Annotated in this window: 11 protein-coding genes; 8 read left to right on the forward strand and 3 right to left on the reverse strand. The window is 46.5% G+C overall.

Features of this window, described 5'->3' with window-relative positions:
- Positions 1 to 119: 119 nt before the first annotated feature.
- On the forward strand, positions 120 to 953 hold the full coding sequence (locus tag LX99_RS14410) for a DUF3822 family protein (RefSeq protein WP_109608526.1): 834 nt from the start codon (positions 120 to 122) through the stop codon (positions 951 to 953).
- Positions 929 to 1,471 (forward strand): 16S rRNA (guanine(966)-N(2))-methyltransferase RsmD, encoded by a 543-nt coding sequence (gene rsmD, locus LX99_RS14415; protein WP_109608527.1) that lies wholly within the window; start codon positions 929 to 931, stop codon positions 1,469 to 1,471. Before LX99_RS14410 ends, rsmD begins: the two co-directional genes overlap by 25 nt.
- Here rsmD and LX99_RS14420 read toward each other — a convergent pair.
- Entirely contained in the window at positions 1,462 to 2,196 is a 735-nt protein-coding gene (locus LX99_RS14420) for a DeoR/GlpR family DNA-binding transcription regulator (RefSeq protein WP_211319025.1), read from the reverse strand. The two genes, rsmD and LX99_RS14420, sit on opposite strands and share 10 nt — an antisense overlap.
- Before the next feature lie 73 nt (positions 2,197 to 2,269).
- Between LX99_RS14420 and nudK the strand changes: the two genes are divergently transcribed.
- The 6 genes from nudK to LX99_RS14450 all read left to right on the forward strand — a co-directional run bounded on the left by nudK (position 2,270) and on the right by LX99_RS14450 (position 11,210).
- A complete protein-coding gene (nudK, locus tag LX99_RS14425; RefSeq protein ID WP_109608528.1) occupies positions 2,270 to 2,848 on the forward strand; it encodes a GDP-mannose pyrophosphatase NudK in 579 nt (192 codons plus the stop codon).
- Positions 2,849 to 2,980: 132 nt separating this feature from the next.
- The gene (locus LX99_RS14430) at positions 2,981 to 3,553 is read left to right on the forward strand and encodes an RNA polymerase sigma-70 factor (protein WP_109608529.1); all 573 of its coding nucleotides are present in this window, start codon (positions 2,981 to 2,983) and stop codon (positions 3,551 to 3,553) included.
- 147 nt (positions 3,554 to 3,700) lie between these two features.
- Positions 3,701 to 4,675, forward strand: coding sequence for a FecR family protein (locus tag LX99_RS14435; RefSeq protein WP_109608530.1), 975 nt, complete (start codon positions 3,701 to 3,703; stop codon positions 4,673 to 4,675).
- Positions 4,676 to 4,831: 156 nt separating this feature from the next.
- Positions 4,832 to 8,221, forward strand: coding sequence for a SusC/RagA family TonB-linked outer membrane protein (locus LX99_RS14440; protein ID WP_109608531.1), 3,390 nt, complete (start codon positions 4,832 to 4,834; stop codon positions 8,219 to 8,221).
- Positions 8,222 to 8,232: 11 nt separating this feature from the next.
- Complete coding sequence (locus tag LX99_RS14445; protein ID WP_109608532.1) at positions 8,233 to 10,035, forward strand: RagB/SusD family nutrient uptake outer membrane protein; 1,803 nt, start codon at positions 8,233 to 8,235, stop codon at positions 10,033 to 10,035.
- A 290-nt stretch (positions 10,036 to 10,325) separates the two neighbouring features.
- Positions 10,326 to 11,210 (forward strand): AraC family transcriptional regulator, encoded by an 885-nt coding sequence (locus LX99_RS14450; RefSeq protein ID WP_109608533.1) that lies wholly within the window; start codon positions 10,326 to 10,328, stop codon positions 11,208 to 11,210.
- 82 nt (positions 11,211 to 11,292) lie between these two features.
- On the opposite strand, the gene LX99_RS14455 is transcribed toward LX99_RS14450, so the two are convergent.
- On the reverse strand, positions 11,293 to 13,026 hold the full coding sequence (locus LX99_RS14455; RefSeq protein ID WP_109608534.1) for a trypsin-like peptidase domain-containing protein: 1,734 nt from the start codon (positions 13,024 to 13,026) through the stop codon (positions 11,293 to 11,295).
- Positions 13,027 to 13,081: 55 nt separating this feature from the next.
- A complete protein-coding gene (locus LX99_RS14460; protein WP_109608535.1) occupies positions 13,082 to 14,296 on the reverse strand; it encodes a DUF4998 domain-containing protein in 1,215 nt (404 codons plus the stop codon).
- Positions 14,297 to 14,300 lie beyond the last annotated feature (4 nt).

Genomic DNA, 14,300 nt, shown 5'->3' on the forward strand with positions numbered 1-14,300 from the left:
CAAGGCGCACCCTCTCCTTTGGAGGGCTGGGGTGAGGCCTTTTGACATAGGCAATGGCAATTCTTTTTTAAGGTGATTACCTGCAATTTTGATTGTTAAGGCATAGCTATCAGCCAAAAATGTTACTTTTGTTAACCGGTATGAGCGAACATAACTATACTTACCACGATGATAGCTTTAGTTTGGATAAAACTGAGGGCTACACTTTATTGATACAGGTTGAAAGCAACACATTTTCGTACGCGATAAGCAACAAGGGGCACCTCATTGCATGGTCGGAAAACCACCCGCTGGATGAACTGAGCGATCCGCAGGAATTGCTCGACCTGCTATCCGCCCGTTATCACCAGGTTATTCTCGGCTTACCGGCTCAAAACTTTACGCTTATACCCAAAGATCTGGCCACCGTTGAACGCATCCCCCATATCGCGCGGTTTTTAGATGTGAAAGCCGGGAATAAGGTATTAGCCCAGGCGCTGGATGATGATAATGTAATTGTTTATAATGCCCCGGGCACCGCCGTAGATGCCGCCGAAGAGTTTGGCCTCCGCAATACGGTTTTCACTTCAAAGGGATGGTTAACCGCCATTGCTCAAAACAACCCTGGCAGTAATGACCTGTATTTGAATATTGAAAATAACCGGGTGGAGATCTGCTATTTCGCCCCGGGTAAACTTCGCTTTTACAACGCCTTTGATTTTACAGGCGATGACGAGCTTGTTTATTACGCAGCGCTTGTTGCCGGCGAGCTTAACCTTGATGCCAGGCTCACCACCCTGCATTTAAGTGGCGACGTTGACGAAAACGGCAGTAAACTTAACCGCCTGGCGGCTTTTTTCAAAAAAGCTGAAGTTAATACCTTACAGGTGCTTCAATTACCTAAAGAGATTGTGCCCCACCGGGTGCTGTCAATAGCCTCCCTTTCATTATGCGCATCATCGGAGGTAGCTTAAAAGGCTTACGCCTTAACCCGCCCAAAAACTTACCTGTACGCCCAACTACCGATCTGGCTAAGGAAGCTTTATTTAACATCCTGCTTAACCAGGTTGAATTTGATGGCATTAAAGTGCTTGATTTGTTCAGCGGCACCGGCAATATCTCGCTCGAGTTTGCGTCGAGGGGCGCGGAGCAGGTAATATCTGTAGACAGGAGTATCCATTGTGTAAATTACCTGAAGGATACATCGCGCCAGCATAATTTAACGCAGATAAAAACTTACAGGGAAGACGTATTTAAATACCTGAATATAGAAACTGAACAATACGACCTGGTTTTTGCCGATCCGCCTTATGATCTGAACCGGATCCCGGATTTGCCGAAAGTAGTTTTTGACCGAAACCTGCTTAAACCGGATGGCTTGTTGATTGTTGAGCATCAATCCATGCAAAACCTGAGCAACCACCCCGCTTTTGTGGAGCAGCGCAAATACGGGCATTCGTCATTTTCGTTTTTCAGACAAACTCAATCCTGAGTTTGCATTACAACCAGACCGTGCTTTGCAAAGGCGTTGGTTTTACTGTTGTCCGCATTCGTGATAATTGCGTTTAATACGGTAAGCGGGGCGAAATTAAGATAAGTTTCCCGGCCAATTTTACTGCTATCGCAAAGTATATAGTTGTAAGCGCAGTTTGCCAGGAAGGCTTTGGTGATCGAAGCCTCATTTTCGCTATTGGCAAATAAACCCGCCGCTGATATGCCATCAACACCCAAAAAAGCTTTGTTTGCCCGGTATTTGTTAATGTGTTCGATGGCCGTTGCGCCATGAACCGCCTGCCGCTCTTTGTCCAGTTCGCCGCCTATAATATTGACGCTTGCCATGCTATCCTGCAGTTCATAAACCACAGGCAACGAATTGGTGATCACTTTAATTTTTTTATTTTTTATAAACCGGCAAAGCCTGAAAACCGTGCTTCCGCAATCCATAAATATAATGTCGCCATCATTAATCTGGGTGGAGGCCAGGCGGCAGATGGCGTCTTTCACTTCGGCATTTTGCGCGCTTTTGTTAACAAAAGCATGGGGCTTTTGAAGCGGGTTTACCTTTACAGCCCCGCCATGGGTGCGATACAATAAACCGTCGGCAGCCAACTGGTTGAGGTCGCGACGGACGGTGATCTCCGAAACTTCAAGCAAGGCAGCAATATTTTTAATATCCACCTCACCATCAGCTTCGATATGCTCCAATATTTTTTGCATTCTTTTTTGAAAGTTCATTTTAATCAGCTTAATTTGTTCAAAAATAATCATTATCGATCAAAATAAATCAAAAATGAAAAATATTACTATCCTTAAAACCGAAGTACTCGCTAATTTCAGATATACCCTGCGCAAAATAACCTACGAAGCCACCCGTGCTGACGGCAACACCTCGGTACAGGAGCGCGAAGCTTACGACAGGGGTAACGGCGCTACCGTACTGCTTTACAACAAAGCCCAGCAAACCGTGGTGCTCATTAAGCAGTTCAGGCTCCCCACCCTGCTTAACGGCAATCCTGGCGGCATGCTGATTGAAACCTGTGCCGGATTGCTGGACAAGGATAACCCCGAAGAATGTATTAAACGCGAGATAGAGGAAGAAACCGGCTATAAAATAGACGAAGTGAAAAAAGTGATGGAAGTATACATGTCGCCGGGATCGGTTACCGAAATTTTATACTTTTTTGTAGCAGAATACCATAAAGAACTGAAACTGTATGAAGGCGGCGGCTTGGAAGAGGAAAACGAAGACATTGAGGTAATGGAAATCCCTTTTACCGAGGCACTGGAAATGGTTAAGACAGGCGAAATAAAAGATGCCAAAACCATTATGCTGATACAATATGCTGAGATAAACGGGTTGATGAAGTAAGTGCAGCTTTATCATCCGCTGTCAAATGCCGGTCATTCGTTACAAAACGGTGGCTTTTTATTAAATTATTTTTAATAAAACTGCTATTCAAAGTTAAGTTTTGTAATTTAGAGACTGTTAACGCCCTATTTAATGATCCGTTATAATCAACTATCCGACGAGGAACTACTGCAGCTTTTGGTTGAGCAGGACACCCGCGCGTTTAGCGAAATTTATAACCGCTACTGGAGCAGGCTCATTGCCATGGCCTACAGCCATACCAAAGAAAAATTTGCCGCGGAAGAAATTGTGCAGGAAATTTTTTTGAGTGTATGGGCGAGGCGCGACGTCATCAGGATCGATTCATTAAAAGCATATTTGGCAACGGCTGTTAAATTTTCGGTGTTTAAATACCATTACAACCAAACCAGGAACGCAAAGGTATTAGGAGCGCTTAACCATGCCCCCCCTCCGCTTACCGACGAGATAGTACACGCCAGGTTTTTAGAGGAGTATATTAACGGCATAGTTGAGCAGCTGCCCGAAAAATGCCGCATTATTTACAAACACAGCCGGAACAAGGGGATGTCTGCAAAAGATATAGCACAGGAAATGTCGATTGCTGAGAAAACCGTGGAGGCGCATCTCACCAAAGCATTAAAAACCCTGCGGCTTAACTTAAAAGGGCTTTTCGTTTTACTGGCTATAGCCCTCAAACTCCTGTAATTCTCCCCTTTTTACTACCCCCCCGCAACCGCGCTTGGTTCAATGGATCTTTTCTTAAAATAGACTGGTTAAAAAAAATAAAATTTTTCTCATTTCGCACTAAGGGTAAAGCGCAGGTTTTAGTACTTCCATATAACTAAACAGAAAATGGAAAGCGACAAACTGAACGAGCTGATCAAAAAGTACATTGACGGTACTGCCACCGCAGCCGAAAAGGAAGAGTTACGGCAATGGTACCGGCTTAGTGAGGTAAGTGAAGATTTGTTATCGCCCTATGAAAACCCCGGCGAAGAAAACGAGGCGAAGGCGAGGCTCCTGAACAAACTCGTACCCCAACTCGCCGTTGATGAAACAGCTGTACCGCGCATAGGCCTTAACAAAGGCTTTTGGTATAGCGTGGCCGCCGCCGTATTATTGGTGCTTGGTGCGGGAGCTTTCTTCATTTCGAAAAACGGCGACAATAACAACAAAGCTAACCTGGCATACACAACAATCAAAACCAGGCGCGGTGAGCACAAAAAGCTAAGCCTTGCCGATGGTTCAACGCTTTGGCTGGGACCTGAGTGCAGTGTAAAATACCCTTTAGCGTTTTCGGGCCCCACCCGGGAGATTATATTTAGCGGCGAGGCTTTTTTTGATATCGCTAAAGATAAAAAACACCCTTTTATTGTACACACAGGCAACAGCAGTGTAAAAGTACTGGGCACAACGTTCAACATCAACAATTACCATTCGCTTACCTTATCGTTATTTACCGGGAAAGTTGCTTTTTCGGCAGCCTCCGGAAAAGAGGAACTGCTGCCGGGCCAAAGGATTGTTTACACGGCTGAAACGGGCTTAATAAAAAAGGAAAATATGCCCGATGCGGAAAGTATCGCAGCAAGGCATAATGGCTATTACGAATACAAAAATGTGCGTGTTGCAGATATTGTTGAAGATATAAACAGAAATTTCAATACTGATTTCAAGGTAGAAGGAGCGGTTAGGGACTCCCTTTTTTACGGAAGGCTGAAACCGGGCGAAAGCATTGAGCATTTTCTTTCAAAACTTAGAAGAGTGGTTGATGCCGATGTAACAAATGAAGATAAAAGGCACATGACGAAAGGAGGAAGTGGTAATTGATTAAAACTTACCGATAAGATCAACTCCGGTTAGGTGGCCCTCAGAGGGCCACCACCGAAATCAAAAAAATGTCAAATCCATTACAGCAGCATACTTCACAAGGTTTGGTCGCCCGAAGTATGTGCTGATTTTTAAACATTTTATTGAAGTGAATATATGAAAAATATAGTCCCCGGCCAACGGGTGCTTAAGTTTATCCATTTTATGAAGATCAGCACACTGGTTTTAGCGCTGTTGTGGTGTTTATGTTTTACAATTATTGCCGGCGACGCTGATAGCCAGGAGGTGCTGAAAAAGCACCTTACCATCAGCTTTAAAAACGAGCGGTTAAGCAGGGCTTTAGAAAACATCACTAAAGTAACCGGTGTAAAATTTACCTATAACGGCTCGGTGGCAAATAGTACGGTTAAGGTATCGGCTGCGGTTAATAACCAGCCGCTCAACCTGTTATTGGATAAATTATTGATGAGCACACCATACAATTACCAGGAACTGGACGACGAAATTTTCATCTACTTTGATAAAAAGAAACCGGCCCTCAAACCGCAGAGCCGTGTTTTAACAGGCTTTGTATATAATGATCATGACGAGCCGCTTACAGGAGCCACGGTTAAGATCATGGCTACCGGCAAGGGTGTGGTTACCAATGCTCAGGGCAGTTATGTGGTTGATATTGAGCACGACGAGGATATTTTGATTTTCTCGTACGTAGGCTTTAAAACCAGGCAGGAAAAAGCCGGAACAAACCGAACACTCAATATAAAACTGGAAGCTGATACGCAGCAAAGCCGCCTTAACGAGGTGGCTGTAGTAGCCTACGGAACGCAGCGCAAAATAAGCCTTACCGGCGCGCAGTCAACCGCTAACGTTGATGATTTGAAGCAGCCCGTTGCCGATTTTACCAGTTTGCTTACCGGAAGGGTTTCGGGCATTGTGGGCCTGCAACTCTCGGGCGAACCCGGCAAGGATGTTTCAACCATTTATATCAGGGGGCTTTCAAGCTTTGTTTCCAGCGGCGATATCACACCGCTAACCATGATTGACGGCGTTGAACGCAGTATAGATATGGTAAGTGTTGATGATATCCAATCCATCACCATTTTAAAGGATGCTTCGGCAACGGCGGTTTACGGGGTAAACGGTGCCAACGGCGTAATTCTGGTTCAAACCAAACGGGGCAGGCCGGGTAATAACCGTATCAGCGCTGACTACTACGAGGGGCTGAGCAAATTTACCCGCACCCCCAAAATGGCCGATGGCCTTACCTATATGGCTGCGGTAAACGAAGCGCTTACCACTCGCGGGCAGGCACCTAAATACACAGAAAGCTACATAGCCCATACCAGGAGCGGTACCGATCCGCTGCTTTATCCAAATGTGAACTGGCTGGATGTTTTATTCAATAAAACAAGCAGTAACCGCAAGGCTAATGTTAATATTAACGGAGGTTCATCAGGCTTAGCTTATTATATATCTACCAGTTACCTTAACCAAACGGGCCTGCTCAAAAATGATGAGCATACCGGGTATAACTCGGCAATAGATTATAAGCGTTACAACTTTGTAGGCAACTTCGACCTGCAGGCTGCAAAATCCACCCGGATATCCCTTAGTATCAATGGCTATGTTACCAACGGCAACTATCCATCGCAAACACCAGCCGCGATTTTTGGCTACGCCATGACTATTCCGCCTACAGAGTTCCCGCCCGAGTATCCGGGGGGCTTTGTGCCCGGCCGAACCGCCAACGGCAGCGAACCCAATCCTTACGGACAATTGACCCAAAGCGGGTTCGGGGTTGAAAATCACAGCCAGGTAAATACGCAGTTAAGGTTAACGCAACAGTTGGGGGGGCTTGCCAAAGGGTTAAATTTTTCGGCCATGTACGCCTATGATATCAATAGCTCTTCGGTGATCAACAGGTACAGGGATCCGGATACCTGGCAGCCCGATCAGCAAAATCCTTATAATGCTGATGGCACCTTAAACCTGGTAAAAACATCCACAGGTACCGGCAGCTTGCTGAGCTTCGATTCGGTGAACAGCGGCTACCGTAACAGCTATGCCGAGGCATCGTTAAATTATGATAACAGCTTTGGTAAAAACCGTTTCGGAGGTTTATTGCTGTTTAATCAGCGTTCTGCAGGGGTATATCCGGTAACCAGCTATGCCGATTACATCCCGCACCGTCAAAGAGGACTGGCAGGCAGGGTTACCTACTCACGGAGCGACAGGTACTTCGCCGAGGTAAACCTGGGTTATAACGGATCAAACAATTTCGCGCCGGGCAACAGGTATGGTTTTTTTCCGGCTTATGGTATTGGCTGGATGCTATCGGAAGAGAAGTTTTTTTCCGGCTTAAAGAAAGCGGTGCCCATGCTTAAACTCCGCTATTCGGATGGCCATGTGGGCAGCGACGATATTGCCGGCCCAAGGTTTGCCTACCTCACCATTTTACGCGAGGGCAGTGCCGGTTACACCTTCGGGCTTAACCGCAACAGCCTTACCGGAATAGCCGTCAATTCGTACGGGACCAATACCAGCTGGTCAAACTCGCATAAACAAGACCTCGGCTTTGATATTGACGTGATGGGTAAGGTGAATTTAAGCGCCGACTTTTTTAAGGAATACCGCGATAAGGTAATTATGCAGCGTAGTTCCATTCCGCTGTTTATCGGGTTAACTACCCAACCTTTTGCCAACCTGGGTGCAATGAGCAACAAGGGTTTTGATGCAACCTTATCCGGCAGGTTCAACCTCGCCGGGCTGGCTTTGCAAATAGACGGTACCGTATCCTACAACAAAGCCAAAATTGTAGATAACGACGAGCAGCCGCCTCCCTACCCCTGGATGGATAAACGCGGTCACTCCCCTATTGCTACCTACGGCTACATTGCCGAAGGCTTGTTTACCAGCCAGAACGAGATTGACAACAGCGCGGTACCCGGCGATAAAACCACAGTAAAACCAGGCGATATCAAATACCGCGACCTTAATCACGACGGCAAGATCAACGCCTATGATGTTACCGCCATAACCGAAGGCGACCTGTCGCCATTAACTTTTGGCGCCGGGTTTGGCGCTACATTCCGCAATTTTTTCATGAATACCTTTTTTGTGGGTACTAAAAATGCGCGCAGGTATCTGGGAGGAACAGCCATTCAGCCGTTTTCAACCAACGGGGGTATCAGCAACGCCTTTGCCAATATTACCGACCGGTGGACGGAGCTTAACCCAAGCCAAAACGTATTTTATCCGCGGCTGGCTTATGGTAATGCAGCTAACGCCAACAATAGCGCGGTAAGCAGCTGGTGGGTAAAGGATATAGGTTTTATCCGCCTCAAAACCTTCAATTTTGGGTACAACCTGCCTAAGTTGCTGTTGAGCAAACTTGGGCTTAAAAACGCGGCGGTTTACCTGGAGGGTTATAACCTGTTAACGTTTAGCAGCTTTAAACTTTGGGATCCGGAAGAAGGGACAATAAACGGTACACAATACCCCAACGTTAAAACGGTAGCGCTGGGATTAAAAGCGGTATTTAACTGATTGGATAGCCAATGAAACATCTAAGCAAAATAGTATTGATCCTGTTGCCGGTAAGCCTAAGCTTATCCTGCGGGAAAAACTATTTGAGCCAGGTTCCGGATGATCAGTTAACTATTGAAAAAACGTTCGGGGGTGAAGCCACTGCCGAAAAATACCTGGCTAACGTTTACGCGCAGATGCCCGATGAGGCCCACGCGCACAGCGCACCGGATAAAAACGCCGGGCCGTGGATTGCCGCGAGCGACGAAGCAGAGTATGATTGGGGAAACACCATAAGTAACAGCATCAACATAAGCGCTTACGACGCTTCGAGCAACTTTGTATCCGCTTACTGGAGCAACTTTTACCAGGGTATTCGCAATGCATCGGTGTACCTGCAAAATATTGATAAAGTGCCGGATATGACACCCGCGCTGAAGGTACAACGGAAAGCCGAGGCAAGGGCGTTACGCGCGATATACTATTTCAATTTAATGCGGATATACGGCCCGGTAATCATCCTGAATGATGTAATAGCGCCTGATACCCCGCTAAGCGGAATGCAGTTATCGCGCAGTTCGTTCGACGAATGCGTGAATTATGTAACCGCCGAGCTTGACCTCGCTGCCAAAGATTTGCCCGCACGGCCTAATGCTGACGATTATGGGCGAATAACCAGCGGATACGCGCTGGCCATTAAATCAGAAGTGCTGTTAGTGGCTGCAAGCCCGCTTTTTAACGGGAACACCGCTTTCAGCGATTTGGTAAACAAGGATGGTAAAAGGCTTATTGCACAACAATATGACGCCGCTAAATGGAAACTGGCGGCCCAGGCATCCAAAACATTTATTGATGGCTATGTACCCTCGGTGTACGACCTGTTCCGCAAAAACGATACTGCCGGTAATTACAGCCCATACCTATCGTGCCGCGACGTGTTTTTGGTTGACTGGAACCCCGAGATCATTTACGCCAGGGTAGAAGCCAGCATTACCGACAGGCAATACGATACCACCCCCTATCACCAGGGCGCACCGGATGGCGCGAGGGGGGCGGGCGCCTTGGGCGCTACGCAAAATATGGTTGATGCCTATTTCATGGCTAATGGCCGAAGCATAGATGATCCGGCTTCGGGCTATATTTCAACCGGCGAATCAATGTTTAAAGCGCCGTTTGATGACCGGCAGCGGATAACCTATAACCAGTGGACTAACCGCGAACCGCGCTTTTATGTGGGTATCACTTATAACGGCGCCAGGTGGCTTAACACAGCAGTGCCTGATTTAATTACCTGGTTATACGTTGATGGTAACTCGGGGCGGGCAACCGGCGGTAACGACTACTCGCCGACAGGCTATGTGGTACGTAAAAACACCACCACCGGCGACAGGACCATTGGCGGCCGTTCATGGGTAATGTTAAGGCTGGCCGAAATCTATCTTAATTACGCGGAAGCGCTTAATGAGTATGCCCCCGGTAGCCCGGACATCCTGAAATATCTGAACATGATCCGTAAACGGGCGGGCATCCCCGAATATGGCAACGGCATTGCCGTACCGGCAAACCAAAACGACATGCGCGAGGCCATCAGGAAGGAACGCCGTGTTGAGCTGGCTTTTGAAAACAACCGTTATTTTGACGTACGCCGGTGGATGATAGCGCCAGTAACCGATGCCGGGCCGATATATGGCTTAAACATCAACGCGCGTATGCCCGAATTTTACCGGCAAACGGCCTTTGAGTACCGGGTATTTCAAAAACGCAATTACTTTTTCCCAATACCACAAATAGATATAAACAATGATAAACAGCTTGTTCAAAACCCCGGCTGGTGATCATTAACCAATTTTCAGTTGAGCAATAAACCGGCCTGACCAAACCGGTTAACAGCTTCATTTTAACAAAAAGATTTACCAAACGGTAAAAGCACTAACAGTTTTCCGGCTGCCCAAAAAAGCCGGATATGGCTACGCCTTTACCCAAAAAAATTAAAAATACTATAGCAAACTATTACAAAATACTTGATTATGAAAAAGTTATTAACATTACCGGTATTTGAACCAATCATAAGATACCTGAACAGCAGCGTATTAGTTAACCTTATTAACTGACGGGGGGATCAGGCATGAAACCAAAGTATTTAAAACTCTCGACAGATCCGGTTTACTCGTTTAGCTGCCGACGCGATAAAATGCCTAACGTGAATAACTACTGGCATTGTCATCCCGAACTTGAACTGGTTAAAATTGAAAAAGGTGCAGGCCGACTTTACATCGGCAACAAGATCATCAGTTTCCAGGGTGGCGACATGATCCTGATCGGATCAAATGTACCGCATTACTGGAAATTTGAAGACATATATTTTGAACAGAGTTGCACCGGCGATATCGACCTGGTGGTTGTTCATTTTGGCGAAAATTTCTGGGGGGAAAGCTTCCTGAACCTGCCCGAAAACCGGGCTTTAAAAAATGTGATCCAGACTTCCGGGCAAGGCATCCTGCTCCGCAATAAATTCAGAACGGAAACGGCCCGGTTATTCAACGCATTACATGGAGCTATCAATACCGAAAGGATCCTGTACCTGCTACAGGTATTGCTTTTATTTGCCAAAGCCGAAGTTTCATACATGATGCCGGTGAGCTATAAGCCGGAAACCACGCGCTTTGTAAACGAACGCATTTCGGTAATTTATGATTACCTCCTCAAAAACTTCAAAAACAACATTCAACTGGTTGATGTTGCGGGGATTGCCGGTATGACACCGAATGCCTTTTGCCGGTATTTTAAAGCGGCCACCGGAAAAAAGTATTCGCAAATAGTGATTGAACTGAAAATAGAGTACGCCTGTAAATTACTGATAGAAAACAACCTCAACATCAAATACATTGGGTTTGAAAGCGGATTTAACAACCTGGCCAGTTTTTACAAAAACTTTAAAACGGTTACAGGCAGCAGTCCGCTCAGCTATCAAAAACAGTTTAATGTGAGTAATAAAACTACCGCGGCCTGAAATATAAAAAAGCCATGAGCAACATTGAAAATTGCTCATGGCTTTTAGAGAACTATCCAGGTTTTTGATTTACTCCAATTGTCTATTTACCTACAATGTTAGCGGCTACAAAGCTTTTAACTGTGGCGGCTGGCATCACAATGGTACCCGTTCTGCTTAACCTTGCTATATTTATCCCTATAAAATCACCGGCGGCGTTGAACACCGGTCCGCCGCATTCATTGGGTTTAATGCGGGCATCATGGGCAAAAACATGATCAAAACCGTCGCGCCTGGTACTTTTACCGCCGACAAACCGCTCAACCGGGTGGCCGGTTGTTTTTTGCGGCGGATATTTTAAAACGATTGCTTTATCCTGTTTCACACCTTTACTGATCAAAGTAAAGGTAGTGGTATCCCCCGCCCTGTATTTTTGAAGCGATTTCAGTACATCCAGCTGGTCGTTAACCGCTTTTCCGTCTACGGCCAAAAGCTGGTCGTTGATGTTGATCCCCGCCTGTTCTGCCGCGCTTTCAGGTTGAATATAGGTGAATACCAGTTTACCATCCTTCTCATCGGTAACGGCGCCTAAATATCCATAGCTGCTTACTTTGGGCAAATTGAAAAACAAGCTGCCTAAAACGCTGATCGCTGCCACAGAATCGGGCAACGGCGAAATTAAAAATTCGCCCAGATCACTAAAAGCAACGCTATCGGCAACCGGCGCCTTCAAACTGATGCCCCTGGTTTTGCTATTCAATGCCGCAACCAACAACACCAGGTCATTAGCCTTATCCCGGGCTAAAACCGTACTTTTAACTATTTCACTGCCGGGTAATTTAATAACCGGGGCGTCTCCTACCATCGAGCTTTTGGAAACCACCATACTTTTCCCATTAAAAGAGGTTTTGAGTTGCTCCGGATCCGGGGTGACTATCGTACCTAATACGTGTTGTACCTGCCCCCCGGCATTGCTTGTTATTGTTACACACGAGCCGCTTGCCTCTTTACCAACCGCTTTAAACTCCCGGTTAAGATCAATTGCTTCCGGCATATTTTTACGGCTTAGCGGAGCGGGATCGGGGCCAACCGTATCGGTATCTTTAGGCATCGAAGCATAATCTTCTTCGCGGTTTAAGGCAGTCAGGTATTTGCGGTAGGTATCTACAGGTATTTCGTAATTGATGTCTTCTTCCTGCCGGATGCCGCTGTGCAAACCTATCAGCCTGCCCGCCAGGTCAAACAGCGGGCCGCCCGAATCGCCGGGTTCCATTAAACAGGTTGATTCCATAAAACCATGTTCGTTTTTTAAAACACTGATCCGGCCGAACCGGATGTAAGGCTTGCGTTGTTCCTGGCTTTCGGGATAAGCTATGCTGACGCAGGGTTCATTAACCCAAACCGACGATGACCAGCCCAGTTGTACAAACGGCCAGCTCCCTTTATCTGTTATTTTTAACACTGCCGCGTCCGGTATCATATGCGTGGGCGCGATAGCTATCCGTCCTAATCCCCTCGCCACGCATTTACGGCCATCCGCAAACATAACCTGGTAACTCTTGCCGGGATGCACCACGTGGGCTGCGCTAAAAATTTGCCCCGACCGGCTTACCACCACCCCGCTGAACTGGGCGCTCATTCGCTGGCCGGTTTCACCATCTATTTCCCACATCAGCACCGAAGCCCCGTAGCATTTTTTAATGGCCGATGAAACGGAACCGGACAGTTTATCAATTTTAGGGCTGATGTTATTGTTTCCTTTTTGCTGCGCTAAAGCAGTTAAAACAGGTGTTGATAACTGTAAAACAACAGCCAGCCTAAATAGTAATTTATTCATCAATACTTTTTATGAAACACGGCCCGGGGTTTTACCAACGGGCCGTGCCTTTTATTTAATTTGAGTTCCAGAAGGTCAATTCGCCCATTACCCACGAATTACTTGCCAACCCTTCCTTTTTCACCCTTATCCTTACATATCGTACCGGCGGCGGACTGGCAATAAAGTTAAATGATTTTTCGCTCATACCATCATCCGTTCGCATACAATTGCCAAGCAATACCCAGCCTTTGGCTTTGGCCTCGTTCTCCCAACCCGGGTCATTGGCGGCCAGAGTAGTGGCCGCGTTGGTAATATCGGCAGTGCCCCAAACTTCAAACTCCGTTACGTTTAATGGCGGTATTACCGAACCTGTTTCATCAACCCTGCTTAGTTTTTTGTAAACCTTACCCAAATCAATGGTAAATGTGTTGGGGTTGTCATGCGGCGAGGTCATCGAAAAATAAACATTGGGCGGGCTTTGCGGCCCCTCGCTCCCATCCCACAGGTGCTCCATGCCCTGGTTAGGCAGCCCTGTATTATCTCCCGGCAGCGCAATCTCTTTAAACAGCGATTTATCGCACTTTACAGTTTGCGGCAAAGGGAAAGTAGCCAGACTTGTAACCGCAAAGGTATCGAGCGCGGTGCGCGTAGGGAGATAGTATGAAAGGTACGAAACATCGGTGCCAAACTTGTAATCTTTCAGCGTAATGGTGTTTTGGGAAGCAAGGATGACCGCCTTACTTACCGAACCCGAATTATTGAAATAGCTGATCACTGTTTTGGTATTGATGGTATCGGGCGTACCAAAATTAAGCGTCAGCGAGCCGTCGTCATTCAGGCTGAAAGGATCGGTATTGTTAACCGGCCTGTTATTCAAACCGGCCTGGTATACCGGCCCGTAAACCGGGGCGTTGTTGATCTCGGTAGCCAGCGATTTATTACCCTTCGCATCAAATGAATAGATGGTAAAAGAATAATTATATTCTGATAACCCTTTAATCACTGTGCGTATGGTATCATTCTTTGCCTCGGTGGCGGCTACTACCTGCGAATCGGCCTTGTTATTATAGTAAACAACATATTTAACAATGGTAGCATCCGAGCCTACCTTCCATTTCAAACCCATTTCAAGGTTTCCCGGCTGTACAATTACATTTTTTACAGCACCTGTATAAACTATTTCCTGGTTATTTAAAAACCGTTTGTAATCGGTTTGCTCATCCTTTTTGCAGCTATACAATATCAGCAATGCTGTAAGGCCGAGCAACAGGTATTTAATTTTTTTCATTTCG

The organism is Mucilaginibacter oryzae (assembly GCF_003148845.1).
Taxonomy (GTDB): domain Bacteria; phylum Bacteroidota; class Bacteroidia; order Sphingobacteriales; family Sphingobacteriaceae; genus Mucilaginibacter; species Mucilaginibacter oryzae.

Excerpts from the sequence above, each read along its gene's own strand:
- LX99_RS14410 (WP_109608526.1), top strand. The coding sequence starts at position 120 with ATGTTACTTTTGTTAACCGGTATGAGCGAACATAACTATACTTACCAC.
- rsmD (WP_109608527.1), top strand. The coding sequence starts at position 929 with ATGCGCATCATCGGAGGTAGCTTAAAAGGCTTACGCCTTAACCCGCCC.
- LX99_RS14420 (WP_211319025.1), bottom strand. The coding sequence starts at position 2,196 with ATGCAAAAAATATTGGAGCATATCGAAGCTGATGGTGAGGTGGATATT.
- nudK (WP_109608528.1), top strand. The coding sequence starts at position 2,270 with ATGAAAAATATTACTATCCTTAAAACCGAAGTACTCGCTAATTTCAGA.
- LX99_RS14430 (WP_109608529.1), top strand. The coding sequence starts at position 2,981 with ATGATCCGTTATAATCAACTATCCGACGAGGAACTACTGCAGCTTTTG.
- LX99_RS14435 (WP_109608530.1), top strand. The coding sequence starts at position 3,701 with ATGGAAAGCGACAAACTGAACGAGCTGATCAAAAAGTACATTGACGGT.
- LX99_RS14440 (WP_109608531.1), top strand. The coding sequence starts at position 4,832 with ATGAAAAATATAGTCCCCGGCCAACGGGTGCTTAAGTTTATCCATTTT.
- LX99_RS14445 (WP_109608532.1), top strand. The coding sequence starts at position 8,233 with ATGAAACATCTAAGCAAAATAGTATTGATCCTGTTGCCGGTAAGCCTA.
- LX99_RS14450 (WP_109608533.1), top strand. The coding sequence starts at position 10,326 with ATGAAACCAAAGTATTTAAAACTCTCGACAGATCCGGTTTACTCGTTT.
- LX99_RS14455 (WP_109608534.1), bottom strand. The coding sequence starts at position 13,026 with ATGAATAAATTACTATTTAGGCTGGCTGTTGTTTTACAGTTATCAACA.
- LX99_RS14460 (WP_109608535.1), bottom strand. The coding sequence starts at position 14,296 with ATGAAAAAAATTAAATACCTGTTGCTCGGCCTTACAGCATTGCTGATA.